This window comes from Streptococcus sp. UBA4344 (assembly GCF_002393675.1).
GTDB lineage: Bacteria > Bacillota > Bacilli > Lactobacillales > Streptococcaceae > Streptococcus > Streptococcus vicugnae.
In genome coordinates this window covers 34,945-54,488 of sequence record NZ_DGTE01000032.1, presented here as the reverse complement: position 1 = coordinate 54,488, position 19,544 = coordinate 34,945, and the positions used below count along the sequence as shown (strand labels likewise).

Genomic DNA, 19,544 nt, shown 5'->3' with positions numbered 1-19,544 from the left:
GTGACCTGAACAAGTCCTTAAACTGTTCTAGTGTGATAGTTTTAAGCAAATTTTGATAAGACACAGCTTAAAACTCATATAGTTTTCTTTTGTGACCTTGGCATGTCTTAAAACTGCCTTTTTATTGTGTAAAAAATAAAGTGAGGAAAATTTAAATGGAAATTATTGATAACTTGAAATTGAAAAAAGATTTTGTTGGTAAGTTCTTTTACGAACAATTAGGTCAAGCGCCACGTCGTGTTAATGAGGAAGCTGGAAATTATCAACGTCATATTGTAAATAATGAAAAACATGGTGTCTTTCATATTATTACACCTGCTCTTTCTCAAACGTTTCAATTTGATGATGAGCTTGAAATTGATGGTGATTGTTTCTTCTTAGAAGATACAGCTTGGAATGGTCAAGATGTACCACCAGCTATGAATGTATTGGCAAAAGGTTTTAAACGTGTAGGAGGTAACAAATAATGGCAAAAGTTGGTTTGAATTTTGGTGAAAAATTACAGGTTGCAGATAAAGAATATCGTATTTTAAATGATGGATTGGTTCAACCTAAGGAAATTTTGGGTGATTTGAAATTAATTGCAGTTGTTGAAGAGGATTTGATTTATACAGATGATACGTCTCAACCACGACGTCCAGATGGAACATATCCACAAATTCCCACGGGTGAAACACGTGGTTTGGTGCTTTCAGTATCATCTTCTGTTTTGAAAAAATCAGTTAATATTACGGTATCAGATATGACCGAAGCTCATTTTGCGGAGCTTGGCATTAAATATCGTGATGTTATTGAATTTGATGATTTGACTTTTGCTTATGTGTCAATTGGTAAACGTTCTGACCGTATTAAACTTTTAGCTTCTAATGTTAAAAAAGTGGGTCAAACACCTAATCAATCTCAACCAAAATCACAGGAGCAAGATAAAAAATAGGGGGTAATCTATGCGATTATTGCCTGAATATAGAGGGCGACGAATTCGTCCGTATATGCGAAAGCTAAATGTGACTTTAGCTTTTGTTTTTTCTTTTGTGTTGTTGTTACCATCAATTGCTTTTGGTTATGTTAATATTGACGTTTTAAAAGCAGTAGATGTTAAAACAATTGTGATTTTAGCTGTTTTAAGTGTTTTGGCAATTGTTTTAGGTATTTGGTTTTCATGGTTTTTTAGAGAACAAACGCCTTTTGGTAAGAAAGTTGACCGTTTAGGTATTTTATCAAAATATTTTTTTGAACATGGTTTTTATTATGAGAAAAAGCGGTCAGGTCAAAATGCAAAGTCTAAAATTAGGTATCCAAAAATTTATGTAAAACAAAGAAAATATGATTTAGATATTTCTTTTGAGATGGCTGGAAACAAGTTTCAAGATAAGTTTTCAAAAATGGGTGGTGAGCTTGAAAAAACGTTGTTTATGGATTTTATGGAAACAGTAGATGATGTTAAATATAAGACTTACACTTTGGCTTATCAAGCTTTTCTTAATCGTATTAATGTTACAGATGTAACGTACGAAAAAGGAAAAGGCTTGTTGCTGATGAAAAATTTTTATTGGGATTTTGATTCAGACCCACATTTGCTTATTGCAGGTGGTACTGGTGGAGGTAAAACGGTCCTTTTACAAACATTAGTTTTAGCTTTAGCTAAAATTGGTGTGGTTGATATTTGTGACCCTAAGCAGGCTGATTTTGTAGCGATAGCTGATATGCCAGCTTTTAAAGGTCGTGTTGCTTTTGATGTTGAAGATATTATACAACGTTTTGAGAAAGCAGAAGTAATCATGATGGCACGTTATAAATTTATGAATGATGAACGTGTTCGATTGAAACATAAGAGTTTAAAAAAATATTATGAATATGGCTTAGAGCCGTATTTTATTAGTTGTGATGAGCTTAACGCTTTAATGGCAATGTTAGATTATAAACAACGTGAACGATTAGATAAATCACTTGGAAACATTTTGTTTTTAGGTCGTCAAGCGGGTGTTTTTGATATTTCTGCTATGCAAAAACCAAGTCGTGAAGATTTGGGTTCTAAATTGCAAGCAAATATTAATATGCGTTTGAATGTTGGGCGTCTTGATGACGGAGGCTATGACATTATGTATGGTGGAGTTAATCGTAACAAAGATTTTAAATATCTTAAATATATTTCTGGTCGTCGTGTTTATGGTCGTGGATATGGTGCTATTATGGGTGATGTGGCTCGTGAGTTCTTCTCACCTAATATGCCTAGAGGATTTGAGTTTTATGATGAGTTTATTAAATTAGAGCGTCATGAAAATCGTTTTGACCCTGACGAAAATCCAGAAATTTCTGTTGATATTGTTAACGATAAAGAACTTTTGGCGGTTGCCACGGAAGCGACTAATCAGGCTAATCAGATGTCGGTTAATAAGAATCAAACAGAAGATGTTAAGTATAACTTGAAAGAGGTAGCTGATAATATCGGCGTTTCTCGTCCACAAGTCTTTAAGGTTGTGAAAATGATTGAAGATGATGGTTATACAACTTTTGAGCATGATGATACTGATAAACAGGTATTAACTAGTTCAGAAGTGGCTTTAGTGAAAGAACTCTTTGATTTTAAAGCAACAAATGATTTAACTTGGTCTAATGCTGTGGAGCAGTATTTTACCAAAGAAAGTGAAGATTAGGGTAGGTTTACCCTTTTCTTTTTTCAAGAAGCGATAGCTTGATAGCCGATAGCATGGGCGAATGCCCATGCGGTTATCGGCGGTTATCAAGCGGTTATCGCTTCTTGGAAAAAGAAATTAACCCCCGTATTCTAATAGGGGGGTAGAGATTTGAAAAATCGGCAACTTGCAACGCCCAAACACTATATGTACCAAGGGTTTGCGAGATTTGTAAGGTGGTTGACAAACGGGCAAAATTTGGTTGACAAAAAATACGAAAGGAAAAAAGCAGTGGATGTCATTTATTTAAAGGAGTTACGCAAAAAAATGCGCTTAAATCAAACGAATTTTGCAAAATCGGTCGGTGTTTCTCGTCAAGTGATTTCTCAATATGAACTTGGCAAAAAGCCATTTAGCCTTGAAACGTATCGAAAATTTAAACAATCTTTTGGTTTTAGCGATTGTGAGAGCAGTCGTTTACGGTTTATGATTGACTACTTGCGAATTACGTTTATGAATGTTCGTGATTTAGAGTATTTTACAAAAAACTTTTTGTTAATCCCGTTTAAAGAGTTTCACTCTTATGAAACAAAACTCATGATGTACAATCACTTGTGGAAACGAGGTGACATTTGGATATTTGATTATCATGATAAGTTTGAGACTGGTAATTATCAAATCACGATTCAATTATCAGGGAGTGGCTGTCGGCAATTGGAAGTTATGCTTGAATATTATGATTGGACGTGGCAGGATTTATTAGCTAATATGCGCTTAGCTTATGGTAAGGATATGAAAGTTACCCGTTTGGATATTGCTATTGATGAACTTTATCAAGGCGCTGGTCAAGAAAAAGAACAGTTTCAATTACAGGATATGATTAGTAAGTATTATAAGCAAGAGCTGTCTTTTGAAAAGATGAAAAAATTTAACTTTATCGGTGGAGGTTCTTTGATTTGCACACAAGAAAAGTATGAGGAAGAACGTCAAGGGATTTCACTTTATTTTGGGTCTCGTCAATCAGAGATGTATTTTAACTTTTACGAGAAACGTTATGAGTTAGCTAAGGAAGAACGGATTAGTGTTGAAGAAGCGTTAGAAATATTTGATGTTTGGAATCGTTATGAAATTCGTTTAGCCCATAAGAAAGCAGATAGTGTTGTGGATGAATATATCAATGGTGTTGACCTAGCGGAGATTGGGCGTGGCTTGATTAATAGTCGGGTGACGGTCTATGATGGAACGAATGCATTTGGTGCTTATCTGGCTGACAGTAAGTGGCAACGCTTATTTGGTGGAACAGAACCGTTAACCTTAAGTACGAATCCTGAACCTTATGATATTCGAAAAACGATTAATTGGTTACGGTATCAGGTGTCTAATAGCTTAGCTATGGTTAAAGCTTTTGATAAAATTGTCGGTGAAGATAATTTAAACTATATTTTAAATTCTGGTGAAGTTACAGAAGAAGCTGAAAAAATCTTATTGGCGATTCAAACGGATGTTGAATTAAGAAAAGGAGATTATGTTAATTATGATGAGGTTGTTTAAGTCGGATGAGGTATCTAACTTTCTTAATACTCGTGAACCGTCAAAAGCATTGATTGAGGCAATTATCAATATGATACCTGATAGGGAATTTTATTATCCTGAAATTGAAGCTGAACAATTGTCGGCTTATCGTGAAGATATTAATGAACTGATTGTAACAGCAAGAAGTCTTAAAAGTGCCTGTTCAGGAATGAATGCAAATCATTTACAAAAAGAATATCATGCTGAGCTTAAACAGTTAGTGATTCGAAAGAGAAAGCTTTTAATTTTCGGTATTCTGATGCAAAGTGATAGCAGCAGACGGGATATCTTATGTAGAATAATTAAGAGTTATCGCTTACAAAAACGTGTTTTAGCATTGAAAGAGGTGTTTAGAGAATGAAGCAACATAATTTAAAATGTTATCCACTTTATTTTGAAGCGGTAGATAGTGGAGTAAAGACGTTTGAATATCGGTATCAACACAAGAACAGAATCATTCTTATGTTGAAGTAAGTGGTGTAGCTGATTTGGCTTCGTGGTTTTCAACAGTATATGATTATAGTTATTATTTAACAGTTTTACAAGAGTTGAAAGAAAATGGAGTTGCTAAATTGTAAGAAAAGGAAAATGTTAATGAGCATTTTATTTAAAGTGAAACGGATACGCTTGCCATCAACCTATTTTTGTAGGTTGTTTTTTGTTGCTGTAAAATGGGAGGGAATTAAAATGGCAGAGATGAATCAAAATGATAAAAAATTATTAGCTGTTGCTAATCAAGTGTCGGAATTGTTGTTAGCTTATAAGTATGATGAAGCATGGGAAGCGGTAGGCGAGTTGAATGCTCTTTTGAAAAAAGAAGATTATTCATTACCTGAAGAAGTTCTTGAGACTATGCGTAAGAATGTTAAATCTTATTATTATCAAGAAACACAGGTTATCCGTCAAGCACACCGTGTAATGTCAGCAATTGGTCATAGCTTAGCTGAAGTTTCAAATTAAGAGTAAGGCGGTTAGTTAGTCTAATCGCCTTTTTGTTTTGGAGGAAATATTATGGATATTACAATTCGTTTGAGAAATACGTTAAACGGTCAAGAAAAAGAAGTAGCACTTCCAACTAGCTTAGAAAGTATTAAAGCATGCTTTGGATTAGATGAAACAGATGATTACGATAATTTAGTGATTGTTGAGTCTAGTGTTTCATTTATTGATGAGAAAGATTTACTTTCTGATGTCATTGAATTTGCGGAACTTGTTGAAGATGTTGATGAACACTTAGTTTATGCGTGTCATGAGTTCTTTGGTTATGACGTTAAAGAATTTTTGTTTTATGTCGATAGTTTTGATGATATGTATTTGATTCCTGATATTGACAATAATAGGGAACTTGGTCAGTATTTTGCTGATGAAATTGGTATTCAAAATTTGTCTCGTGAGCAATTGGAAATGTACTTTGATTACGAAGCTTATGGACGAGATATTAATATTGAGAGTGCTGGTGGCTTTGTAAAAGATGGTTTTTTAGATGTTCGTTGAGGTATAACTATGATTAGAGCATTAATTAGAAATCCGAATACGGGACAGCGTCGTTGGTTCGCTTTTCCATTGTATTTTGGAAAACTAGTTGAAATTGGTTTTTCTGGTGATTTTAATGACATTGTTGAAGTCGTTGAGGTTGATGGAACGAATCGATTTGGAACAGGTTATTATACTGTTGAAGAATTGGAAGCTTTAAATCAAATAGCGGAGGGGTATTATTGATGGAGGAAATTCGTGAAAAATTAAATCATCAAGCTTCTAGACAAGAAGTGGAAAAGGTTGGTGACATTGTTAAACAAAGACTTTTAGAGCGTATTCCTAATTATTATGCTAGTGGAGCTACTGGTTTGTTAAATCGTATTATTAACCGTTTGGGTGGTCATTTTGTTACAGCTTTTCGTTTAGGATACGCAGGATTTGCTGGTAATCAGTTTTATATCAGCTATGATTATTATGATTCTACATTTAAGCATGTCAAAGTAAAGTATAAAACAGTATCAGATGATTTGTTTTTAACTTCTCATGACATAGATACGATTGTTAATGGTCTAATGATTAAAGTTGAGGATTATCTGGAAGAATTTGGATAATATGCGGAGGTTTACAATGATAGCAAATATTCGTATTCGTGATTCAGGAAAAAGTAGATTTTTGTGTCAATTAGATTTAATGCGTTTCTCCGAAGAACAGGTACGAGAACGTATGTCTGAACGAGGTATCAGAGATGATACCTTTTTTGTTTGTGGTTTTGTTGATTGGAATGTTGATAGTGAGATGTCATTAACCTTGGCTTATGCGCTGAAAAAATGTGTGCAAGAGCTTTATGACGGTGATGAAACTATTGTTGTTCATTTGTTAAAACGACACGTACCAGTTACAGAGATTATTTCTCATTATTATCATTTAGTTTCCAAAGATGAAGTTCAAACAGTTACGTATCTTTTAAAACGAGATAATCTTTTGAAAGATATATTGACAGATTATATTGAGCGAGGTGTTTTATTGAATACTGAAAAAGGCTTCTATGTAGCAGAAAAATAGGGAAAGGAGTAAGTTAAATTGAAATTAAAAGGGGGTGTTATCACCCAGATTAAAGCATTTTTAATGAAATTTTCAAAAAAAGAAAAGCAAGGCAAACAACCAAAGGTTAAGGAGCTATCCAAAAGGACTGCTAATATCATGACTTATGGTTTTTTGCTTTTCTTTGTGTTTATTGGTTTTATTGGTTTAGTGAGAGCAATCTCATTATCTAGTCAAGTAAATTCATTGAAAAATAAGGTGGCTGATTTTGAAACAACCTTAACGGATAGTGCTAATCAGACCTCAACGTTAGATGTGTCACGTGTTCAATACTATATGACTAATTTCATTTATGCGTATATTAATTATGATAAAGAATCTGCGGAGGAGCGGGAACAGACCTTACAAGACTATTATGCTTTTGATTCTTCGACTTATACGGAAGAATTGAACGAGACACGAACGTTAAAATCACAACGTGTAATTAGTGTTGAGGAATATAAATCTTATGATTTGGCAATTGTAAAAGTTGGCTATGAAGTTAGTGGCAACAGTTATGTCATGAACTTAGCTGTTCCTTTTAAGATTAAAGATGGCTTGCTGACAATTGTTAGCCCACCTTACAGCTTGGCTGATGACCTCTATCAAGGTGATTCTAAATCGTTTGAGAAAAATGATTCATCTGATTTGGTGAAGTTATCATCTACTGAAACAGATTCAATCAAAGACTTTTTGGAAGTATTCTTTGATAAATACGCTTCAAGTGATGAGACGGATTTAAAATTGGTGATGAGAGAACCAGTCTTAATGGGTGGTTCGTATCAAGTGGATACGATTGATAATTCAACAGCTCTCTTTTATGAGGGTGCTGATGGTCAAAAGGTTGTGCAAGTGTCTGTCACGTTTACAGATAAAAATACAACTGATAAGCACACTGAAAATTTCACGTTGAATCTATCTCAATCAGATAATGGTTGGGTTGTTGAAAAGTTATATAACTATTTTAAAAATTAAGGAGTAATAATTTATGGATATTTCAAATCTACGTTCATTTATGTCAGGTGATGCAATTTACCTTTTGAGTGTGGTTGGTGCGTTCTTTATTATCAAATATTGGAAATCTGGTGAGATGATTAAAATCTTTACAACTCTTATCATTTATGCCATTATTGCAGTCATGCTCAAAGGTACTCAAATGCTTAACTTCCTTTCAGGTATTTTGGAATGGTTTGGTATTAATTCAGGGTTATAAAAAATGGAAGAAGAGCAATTGTTTGATTACAGTAGGGGTATTAATGCTCCCTACTGGATACAGGAAATTAAGTCACCTAAAGGGAAACGTATTTGGTATTTTTCAACGCCAATGCAAGTTTCCTTTTTTGTTGTTTTTTTCTTAGTTTTGATTGTGATGTTTCAACTTTTATCACCGTTGCTGTCGTGGTTAGCATTGCATACGCATTCAATTTCTAGTTTGCTTTATGCTGTCTTACCGTATAAAATCGCAAAAATTTATACGGAAACAGAACCAGAGGGTAAAAAAATGCATGTTTTCATTGCTGACTGGTTGAAATATTGGTTTGAGTTTAGATTAGATAAGCGAGCCATCTATCAAGGTGAGCGAGTTGATATGGAAAAAGAGTTTGTTTTTGAGAAAACTCTTTTGTAAAAAGGTAAGAGCCTTGACTGTTTAAAATCAAGGCTTTTTATTGTGTAAAAAATAAAGGGGGTAATTAAAAAATGGTAAAGCGTTTGGAATATCCGATAGCAAAGACTGATGGAAATATGGCTTTACGTAAGGACGGTGTTGTCACGGCTTTTTATCGAGTTCCGAACACACCAATTACAATTACAGATACGGATAAAAAGAAAAAACATAAGATAACAGTTTCACAGGTGATTAAGAAGCTAGCAAAATATAAATATTTTGAAGTTTCTTTGATTCCCAAGGACTATCTATTAGAAGAAAAAATGCGAGATTTTTCAGATGATTTAGCTGATGATTCAAAAGTATTAGGTGAACAAACACTTAATAGAACTGTTGAACTATTGACTAAAGAGATGGAAATTCCTTACGAGTACGAATGGATAGTCGGTATTAATATTGAAAAAACGATAGTTAAAAATAATTTAACTGAAGCTGTTACGAATCAATTGTCAGAAATAGCAGAAAATATTGCTGGTTTTTTAGGCTTTGAAGTTGAGACCTTAGAGAATTGGTATGAAGATTATCAAGAGATTGAGTCTATTATCTATCGCCTATTATCACCGTTAAAGGCAAAACGATTAACAAATGAAGAATTGTTCTACTATCAACGGTATCAGTTCTTAACTTATATTCCTCATTTGAAAGAAGATGTGATTGCGAATCGTACTTTGGAAAATGTGACAGATACTGTGATTACAGTTGTTGAGGAGGGAATTTTAAAATTATCTAGCATTTATGGCGTCTCTTACCTTTCTATTTTACCAATTGGGCGTTTTTCAACGGTCTTTAATGGTTTTCATTTGGGAGAGTTGCTTCAACGGTTGAGTTTTCCTGTTTGGTTGAAAATGAAAGCAGAGTTTATTGATAAGTCTGGTTTGAATAGTCAAATGGGGCGTTCAAATAATCGTTATCGTAACATTATGAATGAAGCGGCTAGTACGGATACGGTACAGCAAGATGATATTTTAATGGGTGCTTATTCATTGAAAGATTTAATGAAAAAAGTTGGTAACAAGGAAGAATTGATCCGTTTTGGAGCGTATGTGACGGTGGCTGGTTCAAATATTAAACAGTTGAAACAACGTCGTCAATCGTTACTTTCTTACTTCCAAGATATGAGTGTTAGTTTGCATGAGGCAGGTCATGATACACCTTACCTTTTCCAAAGTTTACTTTACGGTCAAGATTTGCAAGTGACTACTCGTAAGTGGAATCATTTAGTCACTTGTAAAGGCTTTGCGGAGTTAATGTTGTTTACAAATACACGTTCAGGCAATCGAATTGGCTGGTATATTGGACGAGTAGATAACCGCTTGACGGCTTGGGATAATATCGGTGAAGCGGTTCAAGGTTCTAAAAACTTAGTTCTCTTTAATGCGACCGTCGCAAATAAAGAGGATATTGCTGGTAAAGTAACGAAAAACCCACACTTGATTATCACAGGTGCAACAGGTAATGGGAAGTCCTATCTTGCTCAATTACTTTTCTTGTTGACAAGCCAACAAAATGTGAGAATTTTGTACATTGACCCAAAACGTGAACTCCGTGAGCATTATCAAAAGGTGATTAGCCAACCTGATTTTGCAAGACGTTTCCCAGAACGTAAAAAACAAATTGAGAATATCAATTTTGTGACCCTTGACGCTACTCTTGAATCGAATCATGGGGTACTTGACCCAATTGTGATTTTGGAAAAAGAAAATGCGCAAGCAACAGCTAAAAATATGTTGCTTTACTTGTTACGTCAAGCGACACAGGTTGAACTCACTCAAACAACGTCGTTGACAAATGCGATTACAACGGTTTTAGAACGACGTGAAGCTGGTGAAACAGTTGGCTTTAATCATGTGATTGAGCTACTTTGTCAAGACGAGGATAAAAAGGTTGTTGAAGTTGGTGAGTATTTTAAAGCCATTATTCGTAATTCAATCTTAGAGTTAGCCTTTTCAGACGGCAATGTTAAAGGGCTTTCTTATGATGAACGGGTAACTGTTTTAGAGATTGCGGATTTGTCATTGCCAAAAGATGGTGTGGAAGATATTTCAGACCATGAAGCAAATTCAATTTGCTTGATGTTTGCACTAGGTGCGTTTTGTAAACATTTTGGTGAACGTAATGATGATGAAACACTTGAAATCTTTGACGAAGCATGGATTTTAATGCAGTCATCAGAGGGAAAAGCGGTTATCAAGTCTATGCGTCGTGTTGGACGGTCTAAATATAACACGCTTTGCTTGGTTACTCAATCGGTTCATGACGCTGAAAACGAAGAAGATTCTACTGGTTTTGGAACAATCTTTGCCTTTTACGAAAAATCGGAACGAAAAGATATTCTGAAACATGTAGGCTTAGAAGTGACTGAAAAAAATCTAGAATGGCTGGATAATATGATTTCAGGACAATGTCTTTATTATGATGTTTATGGCAATTTGAACATGATTTCAGTCCATAATCTTTTTGAAGATATTGACCCATTCTTAAAACCAATGAAACAAACAACGTCAAGTGTACTAGAAAATAAATACGCTAGCTAGTTAGGAGGTGCAAATGAGTTCTGAAGATACAACAAGTATTTTAGTTAATCTCTATAATAAAGTATCTGGTGTTTCGATTTTTGACTTAAAAGCCTATATAGAACCGACTGCTAGTCTTAATATTAGTGCCGTCTGGAAGATTTTAACAGAAATATTTGTCAATGGTCCATTTATGATTTTAGATTTGATTGTTGGCTTTATTTCGTTAATTCTTCGCTTTTTTGAAAGTTTTGATTTATATGATGTTTATAAAAATACCGTTTATGACACGTCTAAAAATTTATGGAATGGTTTAGTAGGTTCAGGGAATTATAACAATTCTCTATTGTATCTTGTGATAGCTGTAACGGCTTTTAGTATTTTTATTGGTTACACTTTTTCAAAAGGTGATGTTGGACGTCGATTATTGCATTTATTTGTGGTGATTATGCTTGGCTTAGGGTATTTTGGCACTATGCAAAATACATCTGGTGGTATTTATGTCTTAGATACAATTCACAATGTGGCAACCTCTGCTAGCACGACGATTTCTAACATGAGTATTGTCAATCCTGAAAATGATGATAACACAATCAGTTTAGAAACATCTGTTGCGGATAATTATATTGCGAGAACGGCTTATGCAGCCTATATCTATGTCAATACAGGTCGTCTTGATGGTAAATATATGAACAATCAAACAGGTGCAACAGAAGATTTTGATGATTCAAAGGTTCTCGGCTCTGTGGTAGATGGTAAATTTCAAAAAGCAGATATTAGTGAAAGAACATCTAATGATGGATATTTGAATAAAATAGGACATGGTGGTGATAAAGGAACAGAAAAAAATCGTTGGCTTTCAGCTGTTGGTGATTACCTTGTTATTAAACTTATTTATGTGGTTTTAAAAATTGTTGAAGCGATTATTTTAGGATTACCGCTAATCTTAATTCAACTAATGTCTTTTGTAGCACAGTTATTAGTGATTTTCTTGATGATTGCTTTTCCATTAGCTTTAATTGTGTCACTAGCACCTCGTATGCAAGATGTGATTTTTAACACTATTAAATTAATGTTAGGGGCTAGTTTCTTTCCTGTATTGACTGGTTTCTTGACGTTGATGGTCTTTTACATTGAGGCGATTATCAATGTTTTTGTGTCAGATGGTTTTAATAGTTTGTCTGAACAAGATTTAGTTAGCTTTAGTGATTTTCAACCTGTTTTTGAACTAGTGATTTCAACAGTTGTACAAGCGATAGTTTTTGTGGCGATTTGGAAGAATAAAGAAAAGGTTTTAACCTTTATTTTAGGTCACAATCAAGCAAATAGCGTTGCCAGACTTGCGGACGGTGTTGTCAATACACCTAGTCAATTTCGTGAGTCAGGTCAAAATATGTATGACAGAGCGAGTGACTATGCGACTGCAGGGGCATTTATTGTTGGTGGTGGTGCAGGCTTAGCCTTAACAGCTAAAGATGGTTTGGAAAAAGCTTTTTCAAAATTTAAACCAGATTATGGTGAGATAACACCTGATTCAGCTGATAATTCTGATTATGATGACCAATTTGAGGATATGAATAATCCGTCATATAGTGAAGATGATTCTACTGTTGAAGATGTTGACTTTACAGAAGTTGACCCTGACATGGCAGATGTTCCACTATATGATGAGAGTGAACCAAGTATTGAAGATGACAGCGTTGATTATGATGGTGTTTATCAAGAAAGCTTACCTGATGATTCTCTTGATGATAATGAAAATGTTTCTATTGAAGATTTTGAACAAGATTTGTCAAGTGAAGAAGCCATTGACTATTATCAACAAGCAGATAATGCTCAAAGTGATAAAGCTATTGAAGATTATTCAACGGATAACTTTTCAAAAGATTCAGCGATTGAAGAGGTAGAAGTTCCTCAAACAGAATCCCCTTTAACAACGTCTGATGAGTTACCGAATGATTATCGAACGTATCGTAAACAAGCTAAGGTTGATAAATTGGAAGATGAATTATCCCACTATCAATCTAGTGATGATTTGGGACAGTTAGAAACAGGTCAATCAGCTTTTAAACGTGGATTAGCTAAAACAACGACTAAAAATAGACAATATCGTATGAATAAAAAACGAATGTCTGATATTGAACAACGATTAGCAGAATTGCGAGGTGAGTAAGATGAAAAAACGGCGCTTAGGCTGTCTCTTTTCTATTTTATTATTGCCTTTTTTTATTACTATCGTTGTTATCATTGCTTTGTTTGCTGGTGCAGATGAAAGTTGTGATGTTTCTGGTTCAACGTCTGGGGCTACTGTTAGTACGGTGGTTTCGGATACTGATTGGACGCATGAGGGGTCAACGGCTTATAACAACGCAAAATTAGTCTTTGATTCTTGGATTTCAAAAGGGTTAAGCGGTGCTTCGGCTTCTGGAATCGTTGGCTGGGTTAACTCCGAGGGTGGGTTTGCCCTTGTTGACCGTGCCGAGGGGCATTACGGTACAGATGAGTTAACCAATGGATTATCCGCTGGTGTTATTCCAAGCGGTGGTTCTGGTTACTCTGTCGGCGGTGGTGGCATTTACCAATTCACACCATACACTAAATTTGCGGAAGCTGGCGATAGCAAATGGCTTGATGTGGACGCTCAAAATACCTTTGTGGCACAAGCGATTTTGTCTGGTGATTGGAATGCTTCAATGGATTTGACGGGTGGCAATCATTCGTTTCAACAGATGGCTCAAATGACTGATCCTAAACAGGCAACACTTGTTTGGCAGGCATATGAACGTGGAAATGTAGCTCATATCAATCAGTCACAAAAACAATCTGATGCTCAAAAAGCTTATGAAATGTTTGGTGGTGCTAGTCATCAATATGATGACGTAAAATTTAGTCAAGCTTTTGGTGTCAAATCTGATAAAACCAATTCGGATTCAAACTTTAAGGTATCAACGGTTAGCTTTGAAGGTTGTTCATCATCATCTGGTGGTGGGACTGGTTCTTGGTCTAAAGATGGTGGTAGTGTTTCTTATAGTGCTCATAATGCTTGGAAGAAAGATGACTTACCAGCTGATTTAAAACCTTATGCGCTTAATCCTGAAAGTGTTGGATTGAAATATCGAAGTAGTTCTGGCTGGAATGCGATTGCTTATTCAGGTGGTCAATGTACAGATTTGTCCGCAAGTCTCATGTATGCTTTGTGGGAGAAAAATGGTTCTCATGTCACTATGACTTTAGGCAATGGACAAGATGTTGCTAAAAATTGGGCTAATAAATTTTTAGATAAACCAACAACGTCACCAACAGCAGGTGCAGTTTTTAGTCAAACACCAGCTTCTGCAGGAAATGCAGTTGGGCATACAGGTGTTGTAAGTCATGTTTTTGAAAATGGCGATATTTTAGTCGTTGAACAAAATTACGCTGATTTGTCTGGTGAGAACGGCGGTTTTGGGAAATATACTTGGAATTACCGTTATGTCCCAACTTCTCAATATGCGTCAGGTTGGAGTTTTTATGACCCAAGCAATGCAGGTTATAGCATTGTTTCTAATGCGTCATCAGTTGAATAAAAAGAAAGGGAAGATATGAAGAAAAAGATAATTATGCTACTAATGATAGTGGTTGGTTTCCTATTGGTGTTTAGTAAGCCAATCAGTCATTATATTATTGGGCTTAGGTCTAATGACTATCAAGTAAGCAAGGTTTCAAAAGCAACGATTGCGAAAAATGAAAAAGCAGAAGCGACTTATGATTTTTCTAGCGTCAAGTCTGTTTCTATGAAAAGCTTATTAACGTCTGATGGAACAGATTTACCAGTTGTTGGTGGCATTGCCGTTCCTGACTTATCTATTAATCTTCCTATTTTTAAAGGCGTGATGAATGATAATTTGCTTTATGGTGCAGGAACAATGAAAGATAATCAAGTTATGGGCGGTGAGAACAATTACGCTTTGGCTAGTCATCATGTTTTTGGTTTAACTGGTTCGTCTCAAATGCTCTTTTCACCGTTAGAAAAGGCAAAAGTTGGTATGACAATCTATTTAACGGATAAGTCAATGATTTATACTTATAAAATTACGGAAATTGTATCCGTTAGTCCTGAACAAACAGAGGTTTTAGATGATGTTGCTGGAAAACCAACGCTAACGTTGGTAACTTGTGAAGATGAGAAATCAACGAAACGTCTTATCGTTAAAGCAAGTTTAACTGATTCGAGAGCTTATCAAAAGGCAACAAAAGCACAACTGAAAGCTTTTAGCTATTCATACAATCAAATTCAATAGGGGGTAAAAATGAAGAAAAAGGTAGTTATCGGCTTACTAGTGTTACTAGTAGGCTTGATTATTTTATCTGTTCGTTCGTGCCACAGAAATGAACAGCCACGGTCACCGTCAGAAAGTACGGATACGGTTACGCAACAGTCAACTAAGAAAAGTTCATCTACAAGTGAATCAGAAGTACTTTCAGCACAAGATGAAGCGACACAAACGCTTGAAAAGTCAGATGAACCATTAGGTGAGGAAGAAACACAAAAAGTGAATGCTTCGTTGACGGTTGCTTTTGATTATTTAACACAAGTTAATAATCAGTCTGATGTGCAGGTGACTTATAAGGATAAGTTGTCTGTTACTAGTCAAGCGATGGCACAAACCGTTGTAACTATGTTTAAAGCTGGTTATCAGCTTGATATTACTACGTTAAAAGTTTATGCAAGTGATAGTGAAAATGTTTATCAATTTACTGTTGATTTAACGAAAGACGGTGCGGAAAATCTTTCACTTGCAGGAAATTATGTGACAGGAACACAACAGTTGGAATTAGCAAGTTTGCATGGTATTCCAACAGGTATTCAATATTAAATTTTAGGAGAAATAAAAATGAAAAAAACAAAAATTTTATCAGCGTTAACAGTATGTGGTTTGGCATTGACAATGTCTAATGTAGCGTTTGCGGATACAGATGATGTTAGTGGAACATTAGATGATTCAACAGAAGTAGTGATAACACCATCTACAACAGGTTCAGATTCTTCAACGGATACGCAAACAGATATGTCTAATGCTGGTGATGATGTTAATGGTACAATTGATAGTGGTTCAAGTGTCATTGAAACACCAACAACGCCAACAATTGATGATTCATCATCTGAAACAACACCATCTACAGAGACAGACGTTGTGGGTGAAACAACTCAAACAGAAACGTCAGAAAGTGAGAATTCAGACACGCAAACGGATAGTGAAGAACCACAAACGGAAACATCAGATGTTCAAACGGAACAAGAAACAGGAACAGTTGAAGTACCAACAACGACTGGTGAAACAGCAACAGTTAATACAGACAAGTCACAACCAACGAATAATCCAAACGTATCAGCTCAAACCGCTTATGACGCTGGCGCTAGTCAGGTAGGAACGACTTCACAAGTAACAGGTCAAGTTGTTCGTGATGTAACGACTGCTAATCCTGTAATACTTGCAAGCGGTGTGACAATCACAGATATTCAAGCGGGTGCGGCGACACTTTCAGACGGTTCAAATGCTAACTTAACGGATTTAGGCGTGACAGAAAATGCGGATAAAACCTTTACGGCGACAACGATTGATGGTGAGCAAGTAACACTACCTGAAACAGGAGAAAGTACAGTTGGTGTTGTGGTAGGTTTGTTGATTATCCTAGCTGGTATTGGTCTAGGTTATAAAGATAAACTGAAAGCCTTGATTGATAATGTTAAAGCAAAGTTTAAAAAATAATAAATTGAGCCATGATTTTTAGTCATGGCTTTTGTTGTTTATGGAGTGGTATGATGATTGGTTTAAATCTTGGAGTTGTTGTTATAGCAGTTGTTTTAGGTTGGCTATATCTTTTTTTGCGATTGGTATTATATTTTTTGTTTAAGTGGCGCTTTTCTTCTTTACCTATAAGATATTATGTAATACTATATTTTTTGACAATAGTTTTGTTATGGTTTATAATATTCGGGTGAATTTCAATTATAAAAGACGTTTTAGAACGAGTAATTATTTATTAGAATTGTGGACGTATTTATACTTTACAAATGATAAGTCAGCTGTTGAGGTAGCAATTAATAGTAGGTTATTTGTGCATAAAATTTTCTGGAAAAATAGATTTATGAAATACACTTGGTGTCGAAAGTTTTGGTTTAAAAGAGACCAGATTACGGCTACAGAAATAGGTATTGTTAAAGATAGTTTATATAAAATGTCTACTAGTGAGTTAGAAGATTTACATTATTTTATTAAAGTCCCAGTTTCAAATGATGTTATTTTAGATAGTTTAAAGAATACTTTTAGTGTAGTGAAAAATTTAGTACCTATTATCTTAACAATAGTAACAGGGGTTTTAGGGAGTGATTTTTTAGGCTCTCTATTAGATAATGTTATGAAGAATAGTAATAATATTTTGCAAATTGCTATCATAATTGTTGGTTATTATTGTATATATTTAATGTATAAAACCTTGATAGTTGAAGTGTTTAGCACGATAATGAAAAAACGTGAAATTAATCGTATTTTACCACTTTTGGTTAATGATATTTTAAAAGAGAGAAAACAGATGAAGTCATGGTAACTTATTATGACTTTTTCTTTTTCATAAATTTTTAGCAGGTACTAGTATTAGTGTCTGTTTTTTTGTGTGCAAAATGAGGTGAAAAGAATGGAAAATAGACAGTATTTTAACGTTGAAGTGCCTATTCCAGATGATTTGGTGATCATTCATAAAGAAGAATATGTGGAATTATTGAATCAAAGTGAAAAAGGTGTTTGGTGGACGATTGATAAAGTGGTTGAGCTACTTGATATTAGTCGTACGAAATTAATTAATGATATTTTATTAAATCCTGATGTTAAAAAAGAAATTGATATTGAGCTGAATCCAAAAGGATTTGTTGTTTATCCTAAAAGTAAAGGAGTACCTTATCGTTTTTTGGCAAGTCAAACGAGAGAATATTTTGAGAAAAATTTTGGAGCTATCTTATTAAGTCTTTAAATGTTATAGTATTATAAGATAAGCTCCTTGAATGAAAGGAGTGGTTAAATATGGCAATTTCTTATCGTCAAAGAGGAAAAAAACGCTATTGGGATTATCGTATTTTTAATTCTGATGGTGATGTTATAGCATCTAATTCTGGATTTAAAACAAAACGTGAAGCCGTCCTTGAAGCGCAAAAAATAGACCAGAAATTAAAGGCTGGTACAGTTTTTACAAGTAGTGCAACTTTGTATGAGTTGTGGGAAGAATGGTATCGCTTAGTTATTGAACCTAGTGATTTAGCTAAGTCAACGAAAGATAAGTATAAGTATCGTGGAAAATTAATTAAACAGAAATTTTCAAAACGTAAGGTGAAAGACATTCGCCATAGTGAATATCAAAAGTTTTTAAATAACTATGGAAAAAAGGTCATTAGAAGTCAAGTATCCCGTTTAAATGGAGATGTTAAGCGTGTCATTGCTATGGCTAAACGTGATGGGTTATTATTGAATGACTTTACCGATGGTATTCAAATTATGGGCGAGAAGTTTCGTAAGAAACCTGAAGATAAATATTTAAGAAGTATGAAAGATTATAGAAATATGCTTATCTATTTACGTGGTGAGTTTGATTATATGGTATCTGTACTTCCGTTTTTGCTGTATACCTTGTTTAAAACAGGTTTGCGTACTGGTGAGGGAATGGCTATTTGTTGGTCTGATGTTAAGTGGGAAGCAAAGATGATATATACTTATAGACGTTTTGCTGGAGACAAGCAAGAGTTTTGTCCTCCCAAAACTGATACCTCAATTCGTTATGTTCCAATAGATGATGATTTAATAATGGTTTTAAAATACTTGAAGAGAATTCAAGAAACTGTATTAGAATCACGAGGAATTTCAAATCCTGAAGGTTTTGTTTTTTTTGATTACCGCTATGGTGTCCCAACGAATACAGGACTTAATAAATTTTTGAAGAAATGTTTGACAGCGTTAAACATTGATTCAGAAATGACTGCTACTGGGACACGCCATACTTATGGAAGTGTTTTGCTGGCTAATGGTGTTGATGTTTGGGTGGTCTCAAAAATTCTTGGGCATAAAGATATTAAGCAGGTCATTTCAACGTATGGTCACTTATTGGAAGAAGTTATTGATAATGAATATGAGGAAATTAGAAATATATTAGGTAGTCAAAGATTATCACAAGAAAAAAATTTATTGACCAAAAATTGACCAAATTTAGGAAAATAAACAAAAAAACCTTGATTTAACAAGGTTTCTAAGCAATTAAAAAATCCTCCCTATAGGGCTCGAACCTATGACCCATGGATTAAGAGTCCACTGCTCTACCAACTGAGCTAAGGAAGGATGAGAAGCTGTATTGGCACCGTGATCCACGATTTGTATTGAACCCGCGATCTACAAGCAGGTGGGCAACTCGCTTCTCCTTAGTCGCTTCCGCGTGTGACGGCTTGCATACTGGAGAAAGACTACTGTTTCCCGAAATACAAATATTTAGTCGGTCAACACATTGATGTGAATTCGTATGCCACAGCAATTAACTTATGTAATTATGATACCACTTTAAAAAATTTTTTCAAGAGGGAAGCCT

At 34.8% G+C, this 19,544-nt stretch carries 23 protein-coding genes, 1 tRNA gene and 1 other RNA gene; 23 read left to right on the top strand and 2 right to left on the bottom strand.

The window, feature by feature from the left end:
- Positions 1–155: 155 nt before the first annotated feature.
- The 23 genes from B4D49_RS06090 to B4D49_RS05985 all read left to right on the top strand — a co-directional run bounded on the left by B4D49_RS06090 (position 156) and on the right by B4D49_RS05985 (position 19,165).
- Complete coding sequence (locus B4D49_RS06090) at positions 156–467, top strand: cytoplasmic protein (protein ID WP_253066413.1); 312 nt, start codon at positions 156–158, stop codon at positions 465–467.
- Positions 467–934, top strand: coding sequence for a conjugal transfer protein (locus B4D49_RS06085; protein ID WP_286783537.1), 468 nt, complete (start codon positions 467–469; stop codon positions 932–934). The genes B4D49_RS06090 and B4D49_RS06085 overlap by 1 nt, the downstream gene beginning before the upstream one ends.
- Positions 935–944: 10 nt before the next feature.
- Entirely contained in the window at positions 945–2,654 is a 1,710-nt protein-coding gene (locus B4D49_RS06080) for an FtsK/SpoIIIE domain-containing protein (protein ID WP_286783536.1), read from the top strand.
- 270 nt (positions 2,655–2,924) lie between these two features.
- Entirely contained in the window at positions 2,925–4,184 is a 1,260-nt protein-coding gene (locus B4D49_RS06075; protein ID WP_286783585.1) for a replication initiation factor domain-containing protein, read from the top strand.
- The gene (locus B4D49_RS06070) at positions 4,159–4,566 is read left to right on the top strand and encodes a hypothetical protein (RefSeq protein ID WP_286783535.1); all 408 of its coding nucleotides are present in this window, start codon (positions 4,159–4,161) and stop codon (positions 4,564–4,566) included. The genes B4D49_RS06075 and B4D49_RS06070 overlap by 26 nt, the downstream gene beginning before the upstream one ends.
- Positions 4,563–4,679, top strand: a complete 117-nt coding sequence (locus B4D49_RS09610) for a DUF3850 domain-containing protein (protein ID WP_288940092.1) — start codon at positions 4,563–4,565, stop codon at positions 4,677–4,679. Before B4D49_RS06070 ends, B4D49_RS09610 begins: the two co-directional genes overlap by 4 nt.
- Positions 4,680–4,892: 213 nt before the next feature.
- The gene (locus B4D49_RS06065) at positions 4,893–5,165 is read left to right on the top strand and encodes a hypothetical protein (RefSeq protein ID WP_012962323.1); all 273 of its coding nucleotides are present in this window, start codon (positions 4,893–4,895) and stop codon (positions 5,163–5,165) included.
- A gap of 51 nt (positions 5,166–5,216) precedes the next feature.
- Positions 5,217–5,699: an antirestriction protein ArdA gene (locus B4D49_RS06060; RefSeq protein WP_286783534.1), complete on the top strand. Its 483-nt coding sequence runs from the start codon at positions 5,217–5,219 to the stop codon at positions 5,697–5,699.
- 9 nt (positions 5,700–5,708) lie between these two features.
- Positions 5,709–5,924 carry a hypothetical protein gene (locus tag B4D49_RS06055; protein ID WP_064593207.1) on the top strand — a complete coding sequence of 72 codons (216 nt, stop codon included), beginning with the start codon at positions 5,709–5,711 and terminating at the stop codon, positions 5,922–5,924.
- Positions 5,924–6,292 carry a hypothetical protein gene (locus B4D49_RS06050; RefSeq protein ID WP_286783584.1) on the top strand — a complete coding sequence of 123 codons (369 nt, stop codon included), beginning with the start codon at positions 5,924–5,926 and terminating at the stop codon, positions 6,290–6,292. The genes B4D49_RS06055 and B4D49_RS06050 overlap by 1 nt, the downstream gene beginning before the upstream one ends.
- Positions 6,293–6,308: 16 nt before the next feature.
- Complete coding sequence (locus B4D49_RS06045; protein ID WP_286783533.1) at positions 6,309–6,743, top strand: hypothetical protein; 435 nt, start codon at positions 6,309–6,311, stop codon at positions 6,741–6,743.
- Positions 6,744–6,761: 18 nt separating this feature from the next.
- Positions 6,762–7,736 carry a conjugal transfer protein gene (locus B4D49_RS06040; RefSeq protein ID WP_286783532.1) on the top strand — a complete coding sequence of 325 codons (975 nt, stop codon included), beginning with the start codon at positions 6,762–6,764 and terminating at the stop codon, positions 7,734–7,736.
- Between the two features lie 13 nt (positions 7,737–7,749).
- Positions 7,750–7,974, top strand: a complete 225-nt coding sequence (locus tag B4D49_RS06035) for a hypothetical protein (protein ID WP_014619907.1) — start codon at positions 7,750–7,752, stop codon at positions 7,972–7,974.
- A 3-nt stretch (positions 7,975–7,977) separates the two neighbouring features.
- Complete coding sequence (locus tag B4D49_RS06030) at positions 7,978–8,388, top strand: conjugal transfer protein (protein ID WP_286783531.1); 411 nt, start codon at positions 7,978–7,980, stop codon at positions 8,386–8,388.
- 71 nt (positions 8,389–8,459) lie between these two features.
- Positions 8,460–10,961 (top strand): ATP-binding protein, encoded by a 2,502-nt coding sequence (locus B4D49_RS06025; RefSeq protein ID WP_286783530.1) that lies wholly within the window; start codon positions 8,460–8,462, stop codon positions 10,959–10,961.
- A gap of 13 nt (positions 10,962–10,974) precedes the next feature.
- A complete protein-coding gene (locus B4D49_RS06020; RefSeq protein ID WP_286783529.1) occupies positions 10,975–13,113 on the top strand; it encodes a hypothetical protein in 2,139 nt (712 codons plus the stop codon).
- A 1-nt stretch (position 13,114) separates the two neighbouring features.
- On the top strand, positions 13,115–14,506 hold the full coding sequence (locus tag B4D49_RS06015) for a phage tail tip lysozyme (protein WP_286783528.1): 1,392 nt from the start codon (positions 13,115–13,117) through the stop codon (positions 14,504–14,506).
- A 15-nt stretch (positions 14,507–14,521) separates the two neighbouring features.
- Entirely contained in the window at positions 14,522–15,220 is a 699-nt protein-coding gene (locus tag B4D49_RS06010) for a class A sortase (RefSeq protein WP_286783527.1), read from the top strand.
- A 9-nt stretch (positions 15,221–15,229) separates the two neighbouring features.
- Positions 15,230–15,796, top strand: a complete 567-nt coding sequence (locus tag B4D49_RS06005; RefSeq protein ID WP_286783526.1) for a hypothetical protein — start codon at positions 15,230–15,232, stop codon at positions 15,794–15,796.
- Between the two features lie 18 nt (positions 15,797–15,814).
- Positions 15,815–16,690: a cell surface protein gene (locus tag B4D49_RS06000; RefSeq protein WP_286783525.1), complete on the top strand. Its 876-nt coding sequence runs from the start codon at positions 15,815–15,817 to the stop codon at positions 16,688–16,690.
- Between the two features lie 211 nt (positions 16,691–16,901).
- Positions 16,902–17,528, top strand: a complete 627-nt coding sequence (locus B4D49_RS05995) for a hypothetical protein (RefSeq protein WP_286783524.1) — start codon at positions 16,902–16,904, stop codon at positions 17,526–17,528.
- 87 nt (positions 17,529–17,615) lie between these two features.
- Positions 17,616–17,948, top strand: coding sequence for a DUF771 domain-containing protein (locus B4D49_RS05990; protein WP_014619919.1), 333 nt, complete (start codon positions 17,616–17,618; stop codon positions 17,946–17,948).
- A gap of 50 nt (positions 17,949–17,998) precedes the next feature.
- Complete coding sequence (locus tag B4D49_RS05985; RefSeq protein ID WP_286783523.1) at positions 17,999–19,165, top strand: tyrosine-type recombinase/integrase; 1,167 nt, start codon at positions 17,999–18,001, stop codon at positions 19,163–19,165.
- A gap of 62 nt (positions 19,166–19,227) precedes the next feature.
- Here the strand turns inward: B4D49_RS05985 and B4D49_RS05980 are convergent.
- Positions 19,228–19,300: transfer RNA gene (locus B4D49_RS05980), tRNA-Lys, on the bottom strand.
- Between the two features lies 1 nt (position 19,301).
- A non-coding RNA gene (ssrS, locus tag B4D49_RS05975) (6S RNA) lies at positions 19,302–19,493 on the bottom strand.
- Between the last annotated feature and the right edge of the window lie 51 nt (positions 19,494–19,544).